The organism is Streptomyces mirabilis (assembly GCF_018310535.1).
Classification (GTDB): Bacteria; Actinomycetota; Actinomycetes; order Streptomycetales; family Streptomycetaceae; genus Streptomyces.
The window spans coordinates 3776960-3800075 of record NZ_CP074102.1 but is presented as its reverse complement, the minus strand read 5'-3'; the positions used below and the strand labels follow the sequence as shown (position 1 = coordinate 3800075).

General features: G+C 68.8%; 25 protein-coding genes and 1 pseudogene. 8 read left to right on the top strand and 18 right to left on the bottom strand.

What is annotated here, in order from left to right:
• Positions 1–46 precede the first annotated feature (46 nt).
• Positions 47–853, top strand: a complete 807-nt coding sequence (locus SMIR_RS16700; RefSeq protein ID WP_168494064.1) for a phytanoyl-CoA dioxygenase family protein — start codon at positions 47–49, stop codon at positions 851–853.
• Positions 850–1965 carry a zinc-binding dehydrogenase gene (locus SMIR_RS16695; protein ID WP_168494066.1) on the top strand — a complete coding sequence of 372 codons (1116 nt, stop codon included), beginning with the start codon at positions 850–852 and terminating at the stop codon, positions 1963–1965. Before SMIR_RS16700 ends, SMIR_RS16695 begins: the two co-directional genes overlap by 4 nt.
• 65 nt (positions 1966–2030) lie before the next feature.
• On the opposite strand, the gene SMIR_RS16690 is transcribed toward SMIR_RS16695, so the two are convergent.
• The 3 genes from SMIR_RS16690 to SMIR_RS16680 form a co-directional block, all read right to left on the bottom strand.
• Positions 2031–3551, bottom strand: coding sequence for an MFS transporter (locus tag SMIR_RS16690; RefSeq protein ID WP_212727170.1), 1521 nt, complete (start codon positions 3549–3551; stop codon positions 2031–2033).
• Positions 3552–3645: 94 nt separating this feature from the next.
• Positions 3646–4302 carry a TetR/AcrR family transcriptional regulator gene (locus SMIR_RS16685; protein ID WP_168494070.1) on the bottom strand — a complete coding sequence of 219 codons (657 nt, stop codon included), beginning with the start codon at positions 4300–4302 and terminating at the stop codon, positions 3646–3648.
• A 135-nt stretch (positions 4303–4437) separates the two neighbouring features.
• Positions 4438–5865: a hypothetical protein gene (locus tag SMIR_RS16680; RefSeq protein ID WP_248003048.1), complete on the bottom strand. Its 1428-nt coding sequence runs from the start codon at positions 5863–5865 to the stop codon at positions 4438–4440.
• A gap of 261 nt (positions 5866–6126) precedes the next feature.
• Between SMIR_RS16680 and SMIR_RS16675 the strand changes: the two genes are divergently transcribed.
• Both SMIR_RS16675 and SMIR_RS44915 read left to right on the top strand, forming a co-directional pair.
• Complete coding sequence (locus SMIR_RS16675; protein WP_168494074.1) at positions 6127–6912, top strand: single-stranded DNA-binding protein; 786 nt, start codon at positions 6127–6129, stop codon at positions 6910–6912.
• Positions 6913–7116: 204 nt separating this feature from the next.
• Positions 7117–7191, top strand: coding sequence for a 50S ribosomal protein bL37 (locus tag SMIR_RS44915; protein ID WP_100661309.1), 75 nt, complete (start codon positions 7117–7119; stop codon positions 7189–7191).
• A gap of 197 nt (positions 7192–7388) precedes the next feature.
• On the opposite strand, the gene SMIR_RS16670 is transcribed toward SMIR_RS44915, so the two are convergent.
• Positions 7389–7859 (bottom strand): GNAT family N-acetyltransferase, encoded by a 471-nt coding sequence (locus SMIR_RS16670; protein ID WP_248003049.1) that lies wholly within the window; start codon positions 7857–7859, stop codon positions 7389–7391.
• 469 nt (positions 7860–8328) lie between these two features.
• On the opposite strand from SMIR_RS16670, the gene SMIR_RS16665 reads away from it, so the two are divergent.
• Positions 8329–9570, top strand: a complete 1242-nt coding sequence (locus SMIR_RS16665; protein ID WP_168494076.1) for a PP2C family protein-serine/threonine phosphatase — start codon at positions 8329–8331, stop codon at positions 9568–9570.
• Positions 9571–9677: 107 nt separating this feature from the next.
• On the opposite strand, the gene SMIR_RS16660 is transcribed toward SMIR_RS16665, so the two are convergent.
• From SMIR_RS16660 to SMIR_RS44910, 4 genes are all read right to left on the bottom strand, one after another.
• Entirely contained in the window at positions 9678–9950 is a 273-nt protein-coding gene (locus tag SMIR_RS16660; protein WP_168494078.1) for a hypothetical protein, read from the bottom strand.
• A gap of 300 nt (positions 9951–10250) precedes the next feature.
• Positions 10251–10748 carry a DUF5994 family protein gene (locus SMIR_RS16655; protein ID WP_349636905.1) on the bottom strand — a complete coding sequence of 166 codons (498 nt, stop codon included), beginning with the start codon at positions 10746–10748 and terminating at the stop codon, positions 10251–10253.
• Positions 10749–11067: 319 nt separating this feature from the next.
• Positions 11068–11316, bottom strand: coding sequence for a hypothetical protein (locus SMIR_RS16650; RefSeq protein WP_168494082.1), 249 nt, complete (start codon positions 11314–11316; stop codon positions 11068–11070).
• 97 nt (positions 11317–11413) lie between these two features.
• Positions 11414–11821: a DUF5994 family protein gene (locus SMIR_RS44910; protein WP_168494084.1), complete on the bottom strand. Its 408-nt coding sequence runs from the start codon at positions 11819–11821 to the stop codon at positions 11414–11416.
• Between the two features lie 396 nt (positions 11822–12217).
• Between SMIR_RS44910 and mgtA the strand changes: the two genes are divergently transcribed.
• The gene (gene mgtA / locus SMIR_RS16640) at positions 12218–14878 is read left to right on the top strand and encodes a magnesium-translocating P-type ATPase (protein WP_212727167.1); all 2661 of its coding nucleotides are present in this window, start codon (positions 12218–12220) and stop codon (positions 14876–14878) included.
• A 120-nt stretch (positions 14879–14998) separates the two neighbouring features.
• On the opposite strand, the gene SMIR_RS16635 is transcribed toward mgtA, so the two are convergent.
• The gene (locus SMIR_RS16635; protein WP_168494088.1) at positions 14999–15871 is read right to left on the bottom strand and encodes a slipin family protein; all 873 of its coding nucleotides are present in this window, start codon (positions 15869–15871) and stop codon (positions 14999–15001) included.
• A gap of 199 nt (positions 15872–16070) precedes the next feature.
• On the opposite strand from SMIR_RS16635, the pseudogene SMIR_RS43510 reads away from it, so the two are divergent.
• A pseudogene (locus SMIR_RS43510) lies at positions 16071–16286 on the top strand (DUF5994 family protein); the annotation flags it as partial.
• 71 nt (positions 16287–16357) lie between these two features.
• On the opposite strand, the gene SMIR_RS16630 reads toward SMIR_RS43510, so the two are convergent.
• From SMIR_RS16630 to SMIR_RS16610, 5 genes are all read right to left on the bottom strand, one after another.
• Entirely contained in the window at positions 16358–16972 is a 615-nt protein-coding gene (locus SMIR_RS16630) for a DUF5994 family protein (RefSeq protein ID WP_168494090.1), read from the bottom strand.
• A 191-nt stretch (positions 16973–17163) separates the two neighbouring features.
• Complete coding sequence (locus SMIR_RS16625) at positions 17164–17334, bottom strand: hypothetical protein (protein WP_212727166.1); 171 nt, start codon at positions 17332–17334, stop codon at positions 17164–17166.
• 75 nt (positions 17335–17409) lie between these two features.
• Positions 17410–17766, bottom strand: a complete 357-nt coding sequence (locus SMIR_RS16620) for a PRC-barrel domain-containing protein (protein WP_168494094.1) — start codon at positions 17764–17766, stop codon at positions 17410–17412.
• Between the two features lie 149 nt (positions 17767–17915).
• Positions 17916–18113 (bottom strand): hypothetical protein, encoded by a 198-nt coding sequence (locus tag SMIR_RS16615; RefSeq protein ID WP_168494096.1) that lies wholly within the window; start codon positions 18111–18113, stop codon positions 17916–17918.
• An 82-nt stretch (positions 18114–18195) separates the two neighbouring features.
• On the bottom strand, positions 18196–18369 hold the full coding sequence (locus tag SMIR_RS16610) for a CsbD family protein (RefSeq protein WP_168494098.1): 174 nt from the start codon (positions 18367–18369) through the stop codon (positions 18196–18198).
• Between the two features lie 655 nt (positions 18370–19024).
• On the opposite strand from SMIR_RS16610, the gene SMIR_RS16605 reads away from it, so the two are divergent.
• Complete coding sequence (locus tag SMIR_RS16605; RefSeq protein WP_168494100.1) at positions 19025–19300, top strand: hypothetical protein; 276 nt, start codon at positions 19025–19027, stop codon at positions 19298–19300.
• Positions 19301–19781: 481 nt separating this feature from the next.
• On the opposite strand, the gene SMIR_RS16600 is transcribed toward SMIR_RS16605, so the two are convergent.
• The 4 genes from SMIR_RS16600 to SMIR_RS16590 form a co-directional block, all read right to left on the bottom strand.
• A complete protein-coding gene (locus SMIR_RS16600) occupies positions 19782–20498 on the bottom strand; it encodes a GAF and ANTAR domain-containing protein (RefSeq protein ID WP_168494102.1) in 717 nt (238 codons plus the stop codon).
• A gap of 172 nt (positions 20499–20670) precedes the next feature.
• Positions 20671–21432 carry a GAF and ANTAR domain-containing protein gene (locus SMIR_RS16595; protein WP_249938436.1) on the bottom strand — a complete coding sequence of 254 codons (762 nt, stop codon included), beginning with the start codon at positions 21430–21432 and terminating at the stop codon, positions 20671–20673.
• The gene (locus tag SMIR_RS43505) at positions 21429–22070 is read right to left on the bottom strand and encodes a hypothetical protein (protein ID WP_249938435.1); all 642 of its coding nucleotides are present in this window, start codon (positions 22068–22070) and stop codon (positions 21429–21431) included. The genes SMIR_RS16595 and SMIR_RS43505 overlap by 4 nt, the downstream gene beginning before the upstream one ends.
• Positions 22071–22126: 56 nt before the next feature.
• Complete coding sequence (locus SMIR_RS16590) at positions 22127–22570, bottom strand: STAS domain-containing protein (protein ID WP_168494106.1); 444 nt, start codon at positions 22568–22570, stop codon at positions 22127–22129.
• Positions 22571–23116 lie beyond the last annotated feature (546 nt).

Below are 23116 nucleotides of genomic sequence, written 5' to 3'. Positions count from 1 at the left end.
ACTGCGTCGGGCCCATCCGTAACACAGCGAGAGAAGCGAAGAATTGATGAGCGAGGAACACATCGACCGCTACCACGAGGACGGTTTCCTCCTGGTGGAGTCCGCACTCACCGCCGCCGAAGTGGCGTCCCTGCGTGCGGCGTTCGAGCGCGACTGCGAGGTCCCCGGACCCCAGCGGATCGTCGAGGACGACGGTGCCGCGGTGCGGGCCGTCTACGCCTCCCACCAGCGCCAACCGGAGTACGCCGCACTGCTGCGTGACCCCCGGGTCCTGGGGCCGGTCCGGCAGTTGCTGACCGAGGACGTCTACCCCTACCAGTTCAAGATCAACGCCAAGCCGGCCTTCGGCGGCGAACGCTGGTCGTGGCACCAGGACTACGTCGCCTGGCGGATCGCCGACAACCTGCCCGCCCCCCGCCAGATCAACGTCGGTGTCTTCCTCGACGACGTGGACGAGTTCAACGGCCCGGTCATCTTCGTCCCCGGCTCCCACCGCGCCGGCCTGGTGCGCGACGACCGCCGCCAGGGGGCCAAGTCCGAGCTGCACCTCGACCCGGACGACATCGCGCTCACCGCCGAGCAGCTCGCCGACCTGGTCGCCACGCACGGCATGACCAGCCCCAAGGGACCGGCCGGCTCGCTGGTCTTCTTCTCCCCCGAGATCGTGCACGGTTCGGCTCCGAACATGTCCCCGTTCCCCCGTCGGCTTCTCATCGCGACCTACAACGACACCACGAACCTGCCGAGCTGGCCCGGTGAACCACGCCCGGAACACGTGGTCCTGCGCGACACCCGGCCGCTGGTGCCCCTTGAGGAGACGTTCCTCGCGTCCCTCGACGGAGCCGCACGATGACCGCGCGACCCGCACCGCGGTCGCGTGCCCTGGTCCTGGAGGAGTTCGACCAGCCCCTGAAGCTGCGGGAGTTCGACCTGCCGCCGGCCCCTGCCGGCGGGCTGGTGGTGGCCTGCGGCTACGGCGGGGTGTGCGGAACCGATCTGCACCTTCAGAAGGGCCACCTCGCGGTGCCCACCCCGCTGGTGCTCGGCCACGAAGGTCTCGGCGTGGTGCACGAGCTGGGCCCCGGCACCGGCGTGGACGCGGCCGGTCGGCCGCTGCGGGTGGGGGATGCGGTGATGTGGGCCTCCTCCATCGCCTGCGGCGTCTGCGTGCCCTGTCGGCAGTACCGGGAACCGACGCTGTGCGAGCAGCGCCGCACCTACGGCGTGAACCGCTCCACGGCGGAGGAACCGGCCCTTTCCGGGGCCTGGGCCGAGCACATCGTGCTGCGTCCGGGGACCACGGTCGTCAGACTCGACCCGGGGGTCGATCAGGTGGCCGCGATGTCTCTGGCCTGTGCCGGTCCGACGGTGGTGCACGCCCTCCACGAGCGTCGGCCGGTCCGGCTGGGCGAGACGGTCCTGGTCCAGGGCAGCGGGCCGGTGGGCCTCGCGGCCGCGGCACTGGCCCAGCTCTCCGGCGCGGGCAAGGTGATCATCGTGGGAGGCCCCGCGGAGCGGCTGCGACTGGCGGCCGAGGCCGGTATCGGCGACGTGCACATCGACATCGCCGGCGCGGCAACACCCCAGGAGGTGCCGGCCGAGGTGCTGGAGGCGACCGGTGGGCTCGGCGCCGATCTGGTGATCGAGTGCGCGGGAGTGCCCGCAGCGGTGGCCCAGGGTCTCTCCCTGGCCCGGCGCGGGGGCTCCTACCTGGTGATCGGCCAGTACACCGACGCCGGTGACACGGTGCTCAACCCGCACCAGATCGTCTTCCGGCAGCTGGACGTGATCGGTTCCTGGGCATTCTCCGGAGCGCACCTGGCCGAGTACGTGAAGCTTCTCCCGGCACTGACGGCGCGCTTCGATCTCGCCCGGCTGGTGACGGTGTTCCCGCTGAGCGACCATGCCGAGGCGCTGGCACGGGTGTCCGACGGATCGGTGATGAAGGCGGTCTTCACCGGCTGAGCGGTGGAGGTGTCGTGCTGAAGGGGTTCCACCCGGGCCATCGGGAGGAACCCCTTCGTCCTGCCTCAGCCGTGCAGGACGGGCGCTGCCGTCTTCTCCGTGTCGGTCGCGGCGGACGGGCCGGTGTCCTGGCGGGGAGCGTCGATGAGGGTGAAGGCGGCCAGCGCGGCGATGCCGAGGATCGACACGGCCCACCAGGTCGCGACCGTGTACCCGTGGACGGCGGCGTGATTGGCGTAGCCGGTCCTGCCGAGGGACCGGGCCTGCCGAAGGTGCCGGGCGGCCCAGCGGTGGCCCGAACTGCTCGCGACGGTGTTCAGCAGTGCGGTCCCGATCGAACCGCCGACCTGCTGCGAGGTGGAGACCATGGCGGAGGCCACGCCGGCGTCCTGCGGTTGCACGTGGTGCGTGGCCAGACTCGTCGCGGGCATGAAGGCCGTTCCCATGCCGAGCCCGAGCAGCACCTGGGCGGGCAGCACCACAGAGACGTACGAGCTCTCGACCCGGAGCTGGGTGAGCATCAGGATGCCGAGAGCGGAGACCAGGAAGCCCGTGCCCATCAGCAGCCGGGGCGGCAGCACGTTCATCAGCCGGGAGCCGATCTGGGTGGACCCGGTCACCATGCCGACGATCATCGGGAGGAATGCGAGTCCGGTGGCGAAGGGGGTGTAGCCCTTCACGACCTGCAGGTAGTAGGTGAGGAAGAGGAAGAGGCCGAACATCCCGATGACGGACAGCCCGAGGGAGAGGTACACCCCGCCGCGGTTGCGGTCGGTGACGACGCGCAGGGGGAGCAACGGCGTCGCGACCCTGCTCTCGACCACGACGAACACGGCGAGCAGGAGCACCGCGGCGACGAGCAGAGTCACGGTGATGTGCGCGTGCCACCCGTGCGTCTCGGCCTGTGAGAAGCCGAGGACGAGCGAGACCAGACCAGCGGTCGCCAGCAGGACCCCGGGGATGTCCAGCCGGGACCTCGGGGGCCGCTCGGCGGGTTCGCGGATCACGGTCACGGCGCCGACGATCCCGGCGACCGCGAAGGGGATGTTGACGTACAGCGCCCAGCGCCAGCTCAGATACTGCGTGAGCACACCGCCGAGGATCAGTCCGAGCGCGCCGCCGCCACCGGAGACGGCACCGTAGATGCCGAACGCCTTGGCACGCTCTTTCGGTTCGCTGAACGTCACGGCCAGCAGGGACAGGGCGGCCGGCGCCAGCAGAGCCCCGAACACTCCCTGCAGCGCGCGGGCGGCCAGCAGGGTCGCCGTGCCGACCGCCGCACCGCCCAGCGCGGAGGCTCCCGCGAAGCCGACGAGGCCGATGATGAACATACGGCGGCGCCCGGCCAGGTCGGCGATGCGGCCGCCGAAGAGCAGCAGCCCGCCGAAGGCCAGCGAGTAGGCGGTGATGACCCACTGGCGGTTGCCGTCGGAGATGCCGAGGTCGTGCTGCGCCGACGGCAGGGAGATGTTGACGACCGTGGTGTCGAGGACGACCATCAGCTGGGCAAGTGCGATGAATATCAGCGCTTTCCAGCGCCGGGAGTCTGCCCGTCGGGCGTCCGGACGGGGCGGCGTCCCTTGCATCGTGTAATCCCTCGCGGAAGTAGGGGGAACCGGGCGCCGGCCCGTGACCGGTGCCCCTGACGTCAAGCCATGTGCAGGGCGATGCCCGCGCGCCCTATGACTCCGGCTCCGGGGCCGCGGGGGCCGACGCGATGCCGAGTTCGGGAAGGATCGCCGAGAGCGTCGCGACCGCGGCCTCCAGCGCTTCCCGCGCACCCGGTCCCTCGCCCGCCGTCCTGGCGAGGATGCCCTCACGGATGGCCAGCAGGGTGGCCGCGACCCCGCCGACCGGCGCGACCCCGCGCGCCACCCCGGGACAGCACCTCTGGAGCAGCTCTGCCAGGGCGTCCCGGACGGCTCGGTCGTGTTCGTCCAGCTTGGCGCCGAGCCGCGGATCCCTGGCGGCGTGGATACGGAACTCCAGGAACAGCAGGATCCAGTTCCGCTCCAGCGCGTCGACCTCCAGCAACGCCCGGGCCACGCCCTCGGCCGAGACGGCACCGGACCCGTCGAGCAGCCGTTCCAACTGGTCGAGACGGTCCGCCGAGTGGCGGTCGAAGAGCGCGAGGACCAGGTCGTCCTTGCCGCGGAAGTTGGAGTAGAACGCGCCTCGCGTGTATCCCGCGGCGGCACAGAGGTCCTCGATCGTCGTCTGGGCGTAGCCGTGCTCCACGATGACGCGTTCAGCCGACTCCAGCAGCCGCGCACGGGTGTGCACGCGGCGGCGGGGCGGGCGGGTCTCTCGTCCGGGCACGGCGTCTGGTGTACTCACGGATTCACGATACACAGTGTATTGAATGCGCTGTGTATTGAATGCGCCATATATTTAGTTCATCGCGTACTGAACCCGGGAGCCGGGTCTGTGGAGTCCGGACCTGCCCGTGTGACAGGGCAGGTCCGGCGGCCTTCAGCTGACGGCGTACGCGTTGTACACCGTGGTCGTCGAGCTGTCGCCGTGGGTGTCGGTGACCGTCGAGCGCAGGCCGACGTGGCCGGAGGCCGGGTTGTGGACGGCGATGGTCCACTTGCCGCCGGACAGCTTCGCGGTGGCGGCGTGCCAGTGGGCGCCGTTGTCGGTGGTGTACCAGGCATGCACGGACTTCACGCTGTCCGACAACTGACGCACCGTGCTGTCGTCCGTGCCGTTGCGCTGCATCCCCAGGGCGACGGTCGTGGTCGACCCGGGAGCCGCCCGGTTCCTGCTGTTGAGCGCTTCGGGCCAGAACCGGGTGATGTAGTCACGGATCTGCTGGTTCTTGCTGGGATCCGCGTAGAAGTGCAGGCTGAGGCTGGAACTGGTCGACAGCGAACCGGACGGCAGGCTGCGATGGCCGGTTTCACTGAGTGTGTACCAGCCCGCACCGGGGATCCGCGGGTGCCCGTCGACGTCCTCCCCGCGCGCGTAGTTGTGCGAGTAGAGCGTCTTGCCCGCGTGGGTCAGCTTCACGGTGCCGTCGGCCAGCGTCCCGCCGGCAGGAAGGGTGGGGTCGGCGAACATGTTGATGGACCCGAAGTACAGCTGGTGGTACCAGGTGTTGGGCAGCCGCCCGCCAGGCCCCCAGACCGCGTGGCCGAGCGCCAGCGAGGTCGTCTTGCCGGCCGCGTACTTGTGGAACCCGTCGTAGATGAAGTCGCGGCTCTGCTGGCCCACGTTCCACTCGCCCGGCGGGAGGTGGACGCTGAAGGAGTTGGGCAGGTCACGTTGGAACCAGAGCGAGTTCGTGGACATCGAGCAGCCGTCGCCGCCCGTCGACTGGTAGCTGAACGAGAACTGCGCCTGTCCGCTGTCGGGGCCGGAACGGGCAGAGACCTTGAGGGTGGTCAGCCCGGACTTCTTGAGTGTCGCGGACACCCCGGACGGCACGCCGCCCCTGTGTGTGGCGGAGGCCAGCCAGAAGTCCCCGCCGGTCGCTGACTGTGGCTGGTACGCGGTGCCGTAGGACACCTCGTACGCCTTGCTGCTCGTCGGGATGACGTACAGGTCACCCGCCTCCGCCGAAATGCCCATGGTGGCGGGGCTGTTGTCGGAGGCGCAGACGTACGCGCTGACCGTGTGGTCGTATCCGCTGCCCGGTTTCGGGCTGAGCGAGACGTTGACCGGGCGGCCCTTCCGGGCGTCGAACGTGGTCTTCGTGGCCCCGGAGACCGTCAGACTGTGGCCGCCGACGGTGGCGCCTTCACCCTCGGCGTCGGTGAAGGATGTGACGAGTTCGTAGCTGCCGTTGGGCAGTGACGTCGCCTTGTTGCTGTCGATGTAGCGGAAGTCGTTCGTTTTCGTGTTGTAGACCGCCACTTGGGCGTGAACCGGCTTGCCGCTCCGGTCCAACGTCCTCACGGTGATTGACCCTTTGGCTGCGGCCGACGCCGTGGAAGCGCCGGCCAGGAGAAGCGGCACGAGTACGGTGACGACACTCGCGGCTGCTGTGGTTCGTCGCATCAAACCCCCCATAGGTGCGCGACAAAAGCGAGTCACCGTAGCGCACAGGGGCTGCGTCACCCTCACCGGCCCCTCCTGCGTCGAAACAACACCGTGGTGAACCGTTGGCCCACGCCGTACGCTCCCTGTGATCAACCAGGACTCCATGGGGGGACATCCATGCGCGCAACCACGCGCCTTGCCCTGCTCGGCACCAGCGTCGCGCTGGTCGCCCCCGCATTCGGTGCCACCGCCGCCCAGGCGGAAGACGGCGGCTCGGGCAACATCACGATCGACAAGGTCGTCGTCAACGGTGGCAAGCCGGTCGTGGTCGGTACCACCAAGGTGGTGACCGCCAAGGTCTCCGTGACCGCGTCGGACGATTCGGGCATCGCCGAGACCACGTACATCAGCGCCTTCGGTCCGAAGCCGAACTTCGCGCAGATCTGGTACGACGACGGCGAGATCACGTGTGTCAAGGCGAGCGCCACCACGTCGACCTGCACGGGCACGCTGACCTTCGACCCCCAGGCGGCGACCGGCTTCGTCAACAACAGCGCGGCGGCCACCTGGGACCTCGCCACGCTGGTCTCCGCCCATGACTACGACTACATCCACCGGGACGCGGCCACCACGTTCAAGGTGCAGCGCTACTCGACGCTGACGGTCAACGCCTCGCCGGAGCCGGTGAAGAAGGGCAAGACCATCACGGTCACCGGCAAGCTCTCCCGGGCCAACTGGGAGGACAACAAGTACCACGGCTACACGAACCAGTCGGTGAAGCTGCAGTTCCGCAAGAAGGGCAGCAACACCTACACCACGGTGAAGACGATCAAGTCCAACTCGACGGGCAACCTCAAGACGACCGTCACCGCCTCCACCGACGGCTACTTCCGCTACAGCTTCGCGGGCACGACGACGACTCCGGCGGTCAACGCGGCCGGCGACTTCGTGGACGTCCGATAGCCACGTACTGAGATCGGTCGAGTCTCCTCATCCTTGTCACCCTGGGCGGCTTCGGCGCGCGTTCGACGGAAGCCAGTGATTGCTCTGGGGTGGCGGAGCGCCGGTATGCGGGCGCTGCGCCCGCGGCACCGCTGATGCGGACACGCCGGTCCATATCTAGACTGGCGAAGGCGTAGAAAGTACTGAATTAGGGAGATATGCACCATGGCCAAGCGAGGGAACAAGCGACGCGCCCGTAAGAAGAAGAAGGCCAATCACGGCAAGCGTCCCAACGCCTGAGCCAACCGAGCGGACGGCTGCGGGTCCCATGTCTTCGCCGCCCGGATTGAGGTGAAGGACCGGGATCCCGCAGCGGTGCGGGAGCAGGCAAAGAGCCGGACCCGACGAGACCGAGGCCGGCTCTTGGGGACCGGGCGGGCGCTTCTCCGTCATGCGACCACCGGCGGTCAGAACCGTCCGCGGTTTCCCATCTGAGCTCACCCGGCGGGGAAGGTCAGCCGCAGAACGATCTCACCGTCGTCCATCTCCCCGGTGGGCTCGAACCCGAACCCCTGGTAGAAGGGCCACGGTTCGCCGTCACCGGGCTCGTAGCTGGTCAGCAGCTCGGTGGCGCCGTCCGCGCGAACCAGGGCGGCGATCTGCGTGAGCGCCTCTTGGCCGACCCCTCGCCGCTGGTACCGCTTGTCGACGAGGAGGCGCCAGAGGAAGTGCCGCCCTTCGAAAAGACCGGCCGACGGCTTCCACGACAGCATCACGAAACCGACTGGCTCGTCGCCACGGTATACGGCGCGGTACCAGGGATTGGCCTCCGGTTTCTTTGCCGCCTCCTTGAGCGACTTGGACACGGAGGCGACGAACTGCTTCTGGTCCCGTCGGACCCGGAGGGCACGAACGGCATCCCGGTTTGCGTCGGTGATCTCCCGTAGGTGCACACCTGGGGACCTCATGCCACACCCCTTCCGCATCCGGCAGCCGCGCCATCCGGACCGACGTGAAGAGCCGCCACCGGGCGGCATTCCCTTGTGCGTACGCGTTATCGAGGACGCCAGGTTCGACGTCTTCGCAGCGTATTCGACACGGGCGATCTCGAGCGGGACTGGCACGCCGGGCTGTGACCACGTCCGAGACAGCTCCTGGCGGAGAGCAATTCGACCGTTTCGCCCCGGGGCTGACCGTGTGTGACATGCCGCGTGTGGCGTAATGGGCCTTTTGGGTTGGTCGGCCGAGTCACTCTGTGCGGGTTGATCACGGCCGTGTCAGGAGCTCGTGTGTACAGATCACGTGAGCGGGTCGAGCACATCCGCCGTGACCGCCGGATGGACCCGAGGACGTCGGGGCGGGCGCTGGATTCGTGGCACGAAATGAGCAGGGATATGGCGGCCGAGGCTTCGAAGGCGCCGGTGCGGGGGGTCGGCCGTGGCGGAAGGTGAGCGGCGGCCCGACAAGGGCATGGTGGACCGCTCGGAAGGGTTCGGTGAGCGGCTGCTGGGGGTGCTGTTGGACCGGGCACACGAGATGCCGCCGCAGCTGGTCGCCCCGCTGATCGCGGAAGAGGTGGCCAGGGTCGGTGGCCGCGACGTCTCGATCCTGCTGCAGGACTATGGCCAGCTGGTGCTGGTGCCGCTACCGGGCCGGCGGCTGATGGTCGGCGAGCCTGAGCCGATCGATGACTCTCCCGCCGGTACAGCCTTCCTGTACGCGACCATTGCCGAGGTGCCGCAGGCCGACGGTGTCCGGATGTACCTGCCGTTGCTGGACGGCAGCGACCAGGTGGGCGTGATGGCCCTCACCCTGGACGTCGTCGATGGCGACGACCGGCGGCTGCTGCGCAGGCTCGCCGGCCTGGTCGCCGACATGCTGGTCACCAAGCACAGCTATACCGACCAGTTCTTCCTCGCCCGGCGCCGCGAACCGATGAGCGTGGCCGCGGAGATCCAGTGGTCCCTGCTGCCGCCGCTGGCGATGTCCATCCCACAGGTCGCGGTGGCCGGAATCCTGGAGCCCGCCTACAACGTCGCAGGCGACAGCTTCGACTACGCCCTGAACGAAGACATCCTGCACGTGGCCATGGTCGATGCGATGGGCCACGGCCTGGACGCCGCCACGATGGCGACCGTCGCCATTGGGGCCTACCGGCACGCCCGACGTGCCGACGTCGGACTGTCCGAGATCTACGCGTTCATGGACCGGGCGATCGCCGAGCAGTTCGGACCCGACCACTTCGTCACCGCGCAGATGATGCGTCTGAACGTCGCAACGGGTCACCTGCAGTGGGTCAACGCCGGTCACCCCGCACCGCTGCTGATCCGCGACCACCGAGTCGTCCGGCAGCTGACGGGCCCGACCACCCTGCCGGTCGGCTTCGGCGGTGAGGATCCGCGGATCAGCGAGCAGATGCTCCGACGTGGCGACCGAGTGCTGTGCTTCACCGACGGCCTGATCGAGGAGCACGAGGCCGGCGAAGAACAGTTCGGCGAGGAACAGCTCATCCACTGGGTCAACCGCATCGAACACGGAGAGAAGGGAGTACGAGCGGTGGTGCGCGCGCTCTCCCACGCCCTGAAGCAGCAACGAGGCGGCCGCACCAGCGACGACGCGACCCTCTTCCTGATCGAATGGCGCGGGGGCGCGGCCGACCACCTCGCCGTCCTGGACTGAGCCGACGGCCGCACCACCATGGACCGAGCCGATGGCCCGTAGACCTGCTGCCGCGAACACTCTGCCGGTAGAGCCGCACGGGAGAGTGCACCGGCCCCCGGGTCGCGTCAGCCGCGTTCCTCCTCCTCGGCCTCCATGAGCCGGATCCCCCGATGCGTCAACATCACCATCACGGGTGTGTTTCCCTGCGCCCAGTCGACGGTGATCAGCTCTTCGCCCACCAGATATGCGCAGGCCGCGGCCAGATCCTGCTCAGGGACCTGGAGATCGTCACGCAGCCTCGCCCCGGTGACGCCGAGGAGGCGATTGCCTTCCGTGGCCTCGTACAGCATTTTCATGATCGCTTGGCGGTAGTTCTTCCGCTCGTGCAGTGTTGCCATGATGGCGGGTCTTTCAGCGTCCGTTGCAATGGATCGGCGAGAACAGCACCAGCGCGGAAGCCGGTGTGTGAAGGAAGCCGGTGGAGTGGGGAGTGGTTTCGGCGGCCTCCGGCCTCGGGGGCGGCCGACGACGCGGGTTCGGCGACGGCTTGCCCGAGATGCTTCTCCCGGTCGGTGGGGTGTCGTACGAGTGGGAACCGATGCCTTCCGCGTGCTGGGGGCTGAGCCGGGTGATCCACGGGTGGCCGCGACGGTCAGGATCAGTAGGGCGCTGAAGGCCACGGTGGTGAATCATGACGCTCACTTCGCCGTGATCAGGCGGCATGGCCGGGCGGCAGCTGCCCGGTGGGCGGAGGCGTCATCCCCGTCCTCCCAGGTTCCCTCGGAATCCTGGTCCAGGGCAGTCATGGAACTGCCGTGGAGGGCGTGTTCCGCTGTCATGAGCGCGCTCGCGGTCGTCGGAGGGCGGGCGCTGTCGGTCGCGGCAGCCATCAGGCGGGCGGCTGCCGGGGCGCTGGTCTCCGGTGGTATCACCAGCAGGTTCCAGCTGCCCGTGGTGTGGGACAGCAGCAGGATCTTGTGGGGGTCCAGCTCTGTCGTGAACCAACCGACCTTCACCACGTGACCGTTGACGGGCACCCTGCTCGGGATGGCAGGCCAGTACGTCGAGTTGACGGCGATCCGGGTGATCCGTCCGGACAGGGGGTCCAGTACGTCGGCCAGAGCGGAGAGTTCGTCTGTCAGGTCCCGGGAGCGGGGCCACCAGGCACCGTCGAGAGGTCCTCGGGACGTGCTCACGGTTTTGAGCGCGAGGCGAGCGGTCGGAGCCCTGAAGGGCACGATCCGCAGTGGGGGTCGGTCGGTGGTCGCGGACATCGCGCGCACCTGTCTCCCGGCCGCTGCTTGGGGCGGCGGCCCGGTGTCGTCACTCGCCGAGAACGACACCGGCGTGGCGGCCGGTGTGCGAAATACTCTCGATGCCTCCACGCTACTCCCGCGGCATGTCGGACGGACCCCGGCGAGGCACCGGTTCCGAACGCCGCCCATCGCGCACCGCACTATCGCGCACCGCGCCGGTCCGCCAGGGTCGCTTCGGACCTTGTCCGTCTGGTGATCGTCATTCCGCGGCGTCATTCCTTGAAGGCCGGCTGGTCTCCAGCCAGGACCGTGCCGGCTCCGCCGTGCGGGTGGTGTCCACGGTGAGGTCGAGGCGGGTCCCGCCATCGCGGCCCGCGGGATAGCTGCGCTGCTCGGTGGCGGCGAAGCAACGACGGAGGACCTCGGCGACGCGGCGGGCGGACTCGGGGGACGTGGCGACGATGCGTACCTCGGTCTGCCCGGCGGAGGAAGTTTTCGGTGGCTGCATGATGACCTCTTTCGTCGGGGCGAGGTGGTGATGGGCTTGGCACGTTGTTCCCGACCGGCCGCCCTCGGTGAGGAGAAGGTCCCACGGGGATCGGCGATCAGGGTGATGACTGCGTCCACGGTTCGGCGGTGAAGCGTTGGACAGCGAGACCTTCACGGATCCCCGGCTCTGCACGGCCATCGTCGACGGGTTCACCTTCAACCACGTTCTGCTCGTGCCCGGACGCGAACCATCCTGCGCTGACGAACTGCCCGCCGACGGCTACCCGGTGCGGGATATCGGGCCACCGCTCGATCCCCGGAATGACCCTCGTGATGCTGCCCACCCCGTCCATCGCTTGCACCACAACGGGCAGTTCGTCGGCGAGGTTGTGGGAGTACGGCCACCAGGCGCCGTCGAATCCGCCCGGGACGGCTTTGTGCGGCGCCAGTGAAAGCCGGACTGGCGGCTGTGGTGGGGAGGGGCGCTTCGCCGTGGTCGCGGAGTGGCCGGCAGTCGGTTCCATGACGTGGACCTGCCTCCAGGCACGGTCTCACCGGCCCGGCATTGTCGTCCACCGAGAACGACGCCGACACGGCCACCGGCGCACGCAAAGCCCTCGGTGTGCCCAGCCTACTCGCCGGAAGACTCTCCCCCTGTCTGGCATGTACTCCTCGCCAGCAGGTGCGCAATCACCCCTGTTGATGCTCAGCGGGGTTCACCACGTGCCGGGCGTTGAACCGGGATGAGCGTGCGATGCTGGACCCCACGGAGCGCGCCGAGTCCTTGGACCCCGCGTCCTCGCCGGGCGTGACAGCCCCAGGGCGGTGATGATTGTGACCAAGCAGCAGTGCCGAGATCGTCGGACCAGCCGGTGCCTCGCATCGAGGAACGGTGTCCCCGCCGGTCAAGGCGGGGCCGGATGAGCGTCTCTGCTCCGGCGCAGCCGCCTGTGTTCTTGCCCGGGGTGGTGTCGGCGGCGGTGTTGTCGGGGGACGACGTCCTGCGCGGACTCGGCGTCGTCGCCTTGGAGGGCCTGAGCGGCGAGGAGGTCCTGCGCCGCCAGGCACAGTTCGGCCCGAACGCGGTCGCCACTCACCGCGCCCGCGTGTTCCCTGTGCTGTGGCATCAGCTCCGCTCGCCGCTGCTCGGGCTGCTGGTGGCGGCCGCTGTCGCGTCCTTCCTGGTCGGGGAGCGAAGTGATGCGGTGATCATCGGGCTGATCGTGAGTGTGTCCGTGGGACTGGGCTTCGTCAATGAGTACCGGGCCGAGAAGGCCGCCGAGGCACTGCACTCGCAGATCCACCACCAGACCGTGGCGCTGCGCGACGGCCGGGCCACGCTGGTGGATGTCACGGCGCTGGTCCCCGGTGATCTGGTGGAACTGCGTCTGGGCGACATCGTGCCGGCGGACCTGCGGCTGCTGGAGGCCACCGGTTTGGCGTGCGACGAGTCGGTGCTGACGGGCGAGTCGCTGCCGGTGGACAAGAACCTCGCCGCGGTCGCGGCCGGGACCCCGTTGGCCGAATTGTCCGGGTGCGCTCTGATGGGCACGGTCGTCCGGGCCGGCGCTGCCCGCGGGGTGGTGGTGGCCACCGGGGCGCACACCGAGTTCGGCAAGATCGCCGCGGGGCTCGACACCCACCCGCTCGACACCGAGTTCCAGGTCGGCCTGCGGCGCTTCTCGCTGCTGCTGGTCTACGTCGCGGGTGCGTTGACGACCTCGATCTTCGTGATCAACGTCGCCCTGCACAAGCCGATCATCGACGCGCTGCTGTTCTCACTGGCTATCGCGGTCGGTATCACCCCGCAGCTGCTGCCCGCTGTCGTCTCGACCAGTCTTGCCGCCGGGTCGCGCCGGATGAGCCGGCGCAAGGTGCTCGTCAAGCGGCTGGTGTGCATCGAGGACCTGGGCGACGTCGATGTCCTGTTCACCGACAAGACCGGCACGCTCACCATGGGCCGTATCGAGTACATGCGCGCCGTTCCCGCCGACGGCCACGGCTCCGACGCGGTGACGCGATGGGGACTGCTCAGTACCGAGAACGCAGCGAGGGATGCGCAGGACGTCGGCGGGAACCCGCTGGACCAGGCCCTGTGGCGGTCTCCGGCCACCGTCGGCGAGCGGGCCGCGCTGGACGGGTACACACAGGTCGCGGTGCTGCCCTTCGATCACGAACGGCGCATGGTCTCGGTCCTCGTGCGGGACAGCAACGGCCATACGAGCCTGGTCACCAAGGGCGCCCCGGAGACCGTCCTGGGCCGCTGCGTCGACGTCCCGCCCGAAGCCCGTCAGGCGCTGGCGGCTGAGTTCGCGGCAGGGAACCGGGTGGTTGCCGTCGCCACCCGGCCCGTCGCCCCCGGATCGCAGGCCGTGGAGCCCGAGGACGAGCGGGGGTTGAGCCTGGCCGGGCTGCTGGTGTTCCTCGACCCGCCCAAGGCGGACGCCGCCACGGCCCTGCGCAGACTCTCCGGCCTCGGCATCGCGGTGAAGGTCGTCACCGGCGACAACGCCGCAGTCGCCGCAAAGGTCTGCCGTGACCTGGGGCTCACCGATACGGGCGCGATGACCGGCAGCGAGGTCGACGCACTGGACGACGCACAACTGGCCGAGGCGATCACCCGGACCACCGTCTTCGCGCGCGTGAGTCCCGAGGCCAAGGCGCGGATCGTGCACGCGCAACGGCGCAGCCACGGCGGCGTGGCCTTCCTGGGCGACGGGGTCAATGACGCACTGGCTCTGCACGCGGCCGACGTGGGCATCTCCGTCGACTCGGCCACCGATGTCGCCAAGGACGCGGCCGACGTCATCCTGCTGGAGAAAGACCTCAATGTCCTCGCGGACGGTGTGGCCGAGGGGCGCCGGATCTTCGCCAACACCATCAAGTACGTGTTGATGGGCACCTCGAGCAACTTCGGCAACATGGCCTCCGCCGCGGGCGCCTCGCTGTTCCTGTCCTTCCTGCCGATGCTTCCCTCGCAGATCCTGCTGAACAACCTTCTCTACGACAGCAGTCAGCTGGCCATCCCGACGGACAACGTGGACGAGGAGCAGCTGCGGAAGCCCTCGCACTGGGACATCGCCTTCATCCGCCGATTCATGATCTCCTTCGGACCGCTCAGCTCGGTGTTCGACTTCGTCACCTTCGGCGTCATGCTCTGGGTCTTCCACTCGGGGCCGGCCCAGTTCCGCTCCGGCTGGTTCGTCGAATCGCTGGCCACCCAGACCCTGGTGATCTTCGCCATCCGCACCCGGCGTATCCCGTTCTTCCGCAGCCACCCCAGCCTGCCGCTGACACTCGCCGCGCTCGGCGTCGTCACGATCGGCGCCGTGCTGCCGGCCACCCCACTCGCCCACACTCTGGGTTTCCAACCGCTTCCCGGGGCGTTCTTCGCCACGCTGGTCGGCATGATCCTCGCCTACCTGGCCCTCATCGAGATCGGTAAACGGCTCTTCTACGGAGCTGCAGTCACGGCACCTCAGGTTCCCAGGCACTACCACAGCCGCCGTCACCTGCGGCGCCGTGCGGGCCGCTTCAGCACCGCGGCGCCCCGCCCCACACCGGCCGACGGCCCGCTCTGATGCGGACCGTCAGCCTCGCCGCGAACGGCGGCGCGGGGCGGGGACGCGGACCACGATGCGGTGACCCGGCCGGCGGATGTGCGCCGTGGGCCACCGCAAGCCTCGCGCTGCCACGGGTGCTCACAGGCTCTCGGTCGCTCCATGCGGTGCCGGCACGCGAGCGGACTCGGTCAGGCCGAGAGCCGGTACGGGGCTGGGGGACGGTGGCGCTGTGGTGGCTGCCGCGGTCGTTTCGCGGGCGAGGAAGGCGCCGAGTTCTCCGATGGTGCTCATCAGTGGTGCGGGGAAGACGACGGTGGTGTTCTTGTCCACGCCGATCTCGACCAGGCTCTGCAGGTTGCGCAGTTGCAGGGCGAGTGGGTGGGCCATCATGGTGTCGGAGGCCTCGCCCAGAGCGGCAGCGGCCAGGGACTCGCCCTCGGCGTTGATGATCTTGGCGCGCTTCTCCCGCTCGGCCTCGGCCTGCCTGGCCATCGCGCGCTTCATGGACTCGGGCAGTTGGATGTCCTTGAGCTCGACCAGGGTGACCTGCACGCCCCACTCGGCGGTGGTGACGTCGAGGATCTGACGGATGTCCAAGTTGATGCGGTCGGTCTCGGACAAGGTCTCGTCCAGGGTGTGCTGGCCGACGACCTTCCGCAGGGTGGTCTGGGCGATCTGGTTGATCGCCGAGTTCACGTTCTCGATCGCGATGACCGACTTGACCGCGTCGACCACGCGGAAGTAGGCCACGGCGGAGACATCGACGCTGACGTTGTCGCGGGTGATGATGCCCTGGGACTGGATCGGCATGGTGACGATGCGCAGCGACACGCGGTGCAGGACGTCGACGAAGGGGATGATGAACCGCAGCCCGGGTGCGCGCGGGCCGACCAGCCGGCCGAACCGGAACAGGACACCCTGCTCGTACTGCCGGACGATACGGATGGCCATCGCCAGCCCGATCAGGACCAGGACGACGAGCACCACCAGGACAATGATCAAGGTGGCCATGTTTCGCTCCCTCAGAGGATGGACCGCGGTGACGGGGTCACCAGGTCGGAAACGCGTCGCTGCAGCGGAGCACCGGACGCGCGAGACCGCTTCTCGGTCACACGGCGAGCCTGCTCCGCCCGCTCCGCGGGGCAGTAGGGCCGACAGGCCCCGTATATCCCGAGACCGGGCCTCGTGCTCTTGCCTGCCTGCCTGCCGCCGAGGCGATCAGGACCACTTCTCCCTGCTAGTGGTCCCGCCGCACGCGACGCTCGACGCGGTACGTGCCGCGATGGCCAGAGCCGTCCATGCCGACAACGTCATGGAGGCTGAACAGATCACCATCGACACCGGAACCGATCGAGCGCGTCCAGTCGCGGAGAAGGACCCGGCCAAGGACCCTGAGGCGGGCCGGACAGACCGGAGCACGCCCTGACGCCGGGCAGGCGTCAAGGCCGTCGGTTTACTTACGCCCGGCCTGGGACGGTCGGGGCGACTGCATGTCTGTCACATGCCCGCCGCCGGAATCGGCACGCGGCCGATGGCGGCGCCCACGGGACTGTGTGAGGAGGTGTGGCGGGCGTCGTGTCCGCCTTCGGAATCCCAGACCGTTTCCCGGGCCGAGTCCCATGCGGCGGCCTCGGCCTCGGTGGCGATGCGGAAGAGCTCGGCTTCCTGGATCAGGCCGCTCGCGGTGAGGCAGCGTGCGGGATCCGTGGCGGTGGTCATCAGCCGGGCGGCCGTGACGGCGTCGGTCTCGGGCGGGATCACCAGTAGGTCCCAGCGGCCCGCGGTGTAGGAGAGCAGCAGCAGTTTGTGCGGGTCCTGCTCGGCCTTGAACCAGCCGACCTTCACCACATGGCCCTGGACGGGAACCTTGCGGGGGATGACCGGCCAGAACATGGGGTTCACGGTGACGTGGGTGATCCGCCCCCACAGCGGGTCCAAAACGGCGGTGAGCGTGGGCAGCTCGGCGGTCAGGTCGCGGGAGTGTGGCCACCATGCGCCGTCGATCAGGGCGGGGGCCGTGCCGGGTGGCGCCAGCTGCAGCCGGAGAGGTGACGGTGAAGAAGAGAAGATCCGGTCTTCGACCGCGGGCTTGTCGAACATGGTTGCGGTCATCACGCGAGCCCTGCCCCGGGCCGGCCGGGACCGGCCCGGTGTCGTGAATCGCCGGGGACGGCACGGGCATCGAAGCCAGTGTACGAAGTACCCTCGGTATCTTCAGGATACTCCTGTCCGGGGCCCGATGGACGGTTACGGTGGAGCGATTTCCACGGCGTGCCGGACGCGCGGTCGCCCGTTGCCCACCGTCAGCGGATGGGGCGACGGCTTGCGTGCCGGGACCATCGGGCGTAGGCGATGGCCACATCGGCCGCGAGCAGCACGATGCCGATGATCAGCAGATATCCCAGGCCCTCGGCTGCCACTCCGATGATTCCCAGGACAACGGCGACGAGGACGAGGAGAAGGAAGAGCACCATTGCCTGAACGCCTTCCTTGGACCGGACCCGACTGGGCTGGACCAGACCGGACTGAGTGGGACGGGGCGCGGTCGCTCAGCGGCGTGCGAGTTGGCGTTCGCCCTTCACGCCTGGCTGGTAGGTCATGTCGTAGTGCTGGAAGATCCCCTTCTCCTGCTCGGCGGGCAGGATATCGTCCGTGCCGATCGAAGGAGCCTTTCTCACCAGGCTCTTGGCGTAGGAGACCTTGAGGTAGCCCGGCCCGAGGATCGCCTCGTCGAGGGGGACGAAAACCAGGCGCTGGCGGGTGGGCAGCCCAGTTCGCACGGTGGCCACGGCGGGTTCGTCGGTGGTGGTGTCCACATAGATCGCTTCGAGTACGCCGATCTTGCGCCCTTTCGGGTCCACGACATCGTGGTCGCGCCACTCACGGATATCGGCTGCCTGGATCATGCCCTCTCCCTTCCGGGCGTGGCACCCTCACGAGGCATGAGCCAACGGCTCCGGCGCAAACACGCCGGAGCCGCCCTTCCGGGCGGTTGCACGTGAGAGTGAACCAACCCACAGCCAACGATACTGCGCTCGGTGATTTCCGTACGGCATCAGTGCTCGCCGGGTCCCGGACCGGCCACGTCGGTGTCGTCGTCAGGGGTGAGGGAAGGGCCGTACGGGGATCCGAAGCGGTGGTTCGGCCCGCCGCCGCCCTGACCGCCGTCCCGGACCGGTCCGCGTCCCACGAGTACGGCTGCCGTGGCGAAGACGATCAGGGCGGTGATCACCACGATGAACACGGCTACCATTCCTCAATTCCTCCCAGAGAATCCGCGTGGATGCCTGCCGGGTGGTGTCCGCACGACTACGGCGCCACCCGGGGCTTCGTGGTCACCGTCTGAAGGCGTGCCTCGCTTTTTCGCCCGCCTGCCTCAGATTGCCGGAGACCCGTTCGACCTTGCCCTGCCGTTCCAGTTTCCTGTTGCGGGTGGCCCGGCCGAACACTTCAGTGATCCAGCCCTTGATTTCCTGAGTCTTGTTCTTGACGGTTCGTCCAACGCTCATGGCCGGCCTCGTCGTTGAAGGTGGATTACCTGTGGCCGCGGTCGGAACGGATCAGCGGAAGGAGAGGAATCCGAGACATCGCCGGACCTCCGGATCGCGGGGATTTCCTGGTTCCGCGGGGGCCGGGCGGAGCGGGAAGGGGGAATGCCTCGCCCGAACGATCCGGGGTGGCACGGCCCTACGCCGTGCTGTCAGTCAACGCTCGGCGCCCTCCCGTGTCAACGGGGCCTCAGAATGGGGGAGTTCCCGGGGCCGGCGGGGGCTGCTGGGGTGAAGGGGGCCTCGGTGAGGGCGTCAGCCGGCTCGGTCGAGCGGATCGTTGCCCGCATGCAGCGCATCGGGCCGCGCCGGGATCGCTTCCTGGCGGGGAGCGAGTGCGAGAACGGCCACGCCCGTGGCGCGGCGGGTTCCGGCACCGATGCGCGGAGTGCGCCCCCTTGGGGGCGCGTTCGCGGTGCGACGCTGCCGTGGGCCGGGGCGGCACGTCACCCGCCGGCCCTTCCGGCATTTCCTCAGTAAGCGTCAAGTGGCCATCGATATCTGGCAGTAGATGCATGTGTCGCGTGCTATCGGCAGTCTTCGGGCAGGACTACGCTGTGGAGGAGGCCCCAGTCCCCGGTACCGATGCTGTGTTCCGCTCCCGGGGAGGCCCGTTGTGTTCGTTCTGCTTCTCGTCCTGATCGTGGTTCTGTTCGGCTTCGGCTTCCTCAACCCCGTCTGGTGGGTCGCCGCGGCTGTGTTGGTCTTCGGAGCCGCCCGTTACGGCCGTGGTGGCGGGGGCCGGGGCCGCGGCGACGGGTCCGACTTCGGTGAGTACCAGGATTACCGGGACCGCCGGGAGCGTCAGGACCGCTGGGATCGCCGCTACAGCCGACAGCACCGAGCGCGCTGGAACCGCGAGGACCGGCGGGACCGCGAGCGCCGCGGGTGACCGATGAAGCGTCCGTCGGCAGCCCCCGAACGGTGGCCGGCTGCTCCTGCCAGGTCCGTTCCGAAGCGGCATCGAGGCCAGAACGCGTACGTCATGCCCTGTTCCGCTCGTCGTGCATGTGCTCTACGGTCAGAGCAAGGCAGGTGGGACTTCGTCCGTGTCAGGAATCGACGGAACCGGCAAGTCCCCCACCCAGGCTCCCAGCCCCCGAGTCGCAATCGAGGCCGGCCGGAGCCGCATCGCCGAGAACGCGGCTCCAGCTTCCGTCCTCCTGGCGTTTTCCACTCGGGGTGCTCCCGCCACCCCGCCGCCGCGGAGGACAGCGCGCGAGGACACGATGGCCGGGGGGGCCTCGCGTCCTCGCGCCACGGCCGCCGCCGAGCACCATCGGCGGCGGCCGTCCGGCCCCGGAAGCAGAGTCTGTGAACCACAGCCCGTGAACCACAGCCCGGGAGCTGCTGCTGGCAGGCCGTGGCCTTGGTCAGGTCCTCAGGCCGGGGAGGGCTTCGGAGTCGTCGATGAACGCGCGGGCCAGGTCGGACAGGCGCCGGTTGTGAGCACGGGCGTAACCGCGCAGTGTGGTGAAGGCTTGTTCCATGTCGATGCCCCGGCGTTCGGCGAGTTTTCCCTTGGCCTGTTCGATCAGGACGCGGCTGTTCAACGCGCTCTGCAGTTGCTCGTTGAGGACGGTGCTGCGGTGCGCGGTGCGTTGTTGCAGCAGGCTGATGGTGGCGACGTCGGCCAGGGCCTGGGCGAGCGGCGTGGCGTCCGGCTCGAAGGGGCCCGGGGCGGCGTGGAAGAGGTTCAGGGCCCCTACGACCTCGTCCCGTAGACGCATCGGCAGGGCCTGGACCGACCCGAACCCGCTGCGGTGGGCCGCCGCGACAAAGCGTGGCCAGCGGTCGGCCTCCCCGCTCAGGTTGGCGACGATCACCGGTGCGCCGGTGCGGAAGCAGTCCAGGCACGGCCCTTCGTCGTTCTGCAGCTGGAAGAGCTCCAGCAGGCGCACCTGTTCGTCGGAGGCGGCCATGACGCGGAGTTCGCCGTCGCGGTCCGCGAGCAGCACGCCTGCGGCACTCGCGCCGAGCATGCCCACACAGCGGTCGGTCAGCAGACGCAGGAAATCGATCAGGTCGAAGTCGGCGACCAGGTTGTCCGCCAGCTCGACGAAGGTCTTGGCCAGGAGTCGCTGATTCATCGTGCACACCCTCCGTCGAGACTGATCCCGGCCCGGATGAAGGGACGGGAAGTGCAACTCACTTCTTGTCCGGTGTCTTGGTCCGGTTTCTTCGTTCGGCCTCTTGGTCCGGTGTCTTCGTTCGGCCTCTTGGTTCGGTCTCTTGGTTCGGCTTCCTGGCCAGGCAAAGGTGTCAGGCTTCATCGTCGGTCTGATCCCTGTCCGCGGCCGGGGGGAACGTGAGCCGGTGGGCGACCACGTCGGCGGCCACCGCGGCAAGGCGGCGTCCTCTCGCGTAGGCGTAGGCGCGCAGCCGGACGAAGGCGTCTTCGGCACTGACTCCGAGCTGGGCCGTCAGCATGCCCGTGGCCTGGTCGATCTCCGCTCGGTACACGCCCAGGTCCTCGTAGCGACCGTCCGTCGAGCATCCGCCGGCGAGGTCTTCCTCCCCGTCGATCCGGGAGTCGAGCAGGACCAGAGTGGCGGTGTCGGCGAAAGCCAACGCATCGGCCAGCTCCTCCGCGTTCAACCTGCCCGGGACTTGGGAGTACAGGTCCAGAACTCCGGGGCTGATCGCACCCATTTGCAGAGGGAAGGCGTAGACGGCGCGTGCCCCGGCTTCCAGGGCCGCGTCGGCGAACACGGCCCAGCGGTCCTGCACTTCGGCGGCGAGCAGATCGGGCGTCAGTACGGCGGAACCCTTTGTGAAGGCATCCACGCAAGGCCCTTCGCCCAAGGTGAGCTGGAGCTCCTCCAACTGCTCGCTGACATCGTCGGTGCTGCACAACGGATGGCTGGCCGCAGATCTGGACATCGCGGAAAGTCCGGCCCCGCCGACCGGCAGTGCGGCCACCGCTGCGGTGCACACGTCCACCACGCCGACCCGGGCACCCCGCCGGGCCGCCTGCTCGGCGACCAGTACCTGGATCCGGGCCGACCGGTTGTCGGACCTCACCCGGGCCACCGTATCCGGGCTTCGTGCGCAAGACCCTCCAGCCTTGCCGTGGTCCGTTCCCCGAGGGGGAGCACCAGCGCACGGAACGTGGTGGGGCTCGTCGGCCTCCGAACCTCTCCGATGTCCAGCCATCCCGAGGAGTGGAGCGAGTCGAGAGTCGGGCGGTCGGCTTGATCCACCAAGGTGGCGCCAAGGGTCGCCTGGTGGTCGGTCAGCAGCTTCTCCTGCAGACGGTGGGCCAGTTTCTGGTCCTGCGGGTGCGGGCGGACCAGGGTGTCGCTGATCGCGAAGACACCGCCGGACTTGGTGATCCGCTCAATGGTGCGCGGCAGCACACCGTCGAAGCCGAGCCACCAGCGGCCGTCGCCGAGTACGGGGAACCCGAAGGCGCACCCCGTCAGACTGTCCGTCTCCGCGATCACCATGGCGAATCCCGGTCGGCGGATGTGGCCCGTCAGTTGGTTCAGGAAGTCCTGGCGGCTGGGACGGCGGTATGCCTTTCCGGATCCCGTCGCGCAGGAGTCCTCGTACAGATTCCCCAGATCCTCGCGGATGTCCTCCACGAGCCATCGGTTCACCCGGCGCATCCGCACCGCGGCCGCTCCCGGGTCCGCTCTGAGGTCCGCTCCGGAGTTCACGCCGGGCTTCTCGTTTCCACGGGGCTGCCGTGACCTTCCCTGATACGGCCGAGCCATCACACCGCACCGCCCGACAGGGCAGGTACAGGAGGAAGAGGCGGAACAGGCGGAAAACGCCGATGAGGCGGGACGGGAGCGGTCGTGACCGGGGCGTACCCAGGAGGAGGCGACAGCTGCCCGAACGGGACGCCCAGGAGCAGGAATTCGCAGCCGGCGACATCGAACATGAGCAGCAGCGTCGGTGGTGGATGGTGCAGTCGCAGCGTCCCCCCGGCCGCGGTGATGCGCTGTGAGGCGTGGAGGAAGGCGTTGAGGCCGCTGCAGTCGCAGAAGGTGACGGGGGTGAGGTCGACGTCGATGGTGCGGATGCCGTCGCGCAGACACCGTTCCAGTGATGCGCGCACCAGGGGCACCGTCTCCAGGTCGATCTCACCGGCCAGCGTGATCAGTGCCCGTTTTCTTCGGTCGTGACGGTAGATGGTGAGCGGCGGAAGGGGCATGACGCCTCGGTTCGGAAGACCGTCCGGCAGGGGAGTCGGTGGCGCCGGGATCCCGGCGCCGTCGGCCCACTTCCGGCAGCGGAGTACATTCGGCGGAGGTCGGGCAACGGCCGACTGGCCGGCCTGCGCGGCAGGACTGCGGACCCACCCGGTTCCCTCCAGGGATGCGCCGGGCGACGGGCGAAGGGCCCGCTCCCCGCGGCGATCTGTGCTCGGCAACGACATGCCGCCAGGGTCTGGGACGTCTGTGGAGCAGCGTAGTCCTCGCCCGGCGCGACGGACGGCCGGAGCGGCCCATTCCCAGCATGTGGACGGTATCGACGCGTGGTGGCGTGCGCATGTCCTGTGCGCCGGACGGTACTTGGGAGTTCAACCTCGCAGAGATCCGAGCCCGGTGAGCCTCACACGTGATCGTCACGCGATCATTCACGTCCGGCATCCCCATCGGTTCTGCCACGACGAATCAGCAGCACGGATCCGGACTGCACGGCGCTCAGTTCGCGAAGGCGCAGCTGGGCGAGACGCGGTGACTCGGTGGTCGGGCGG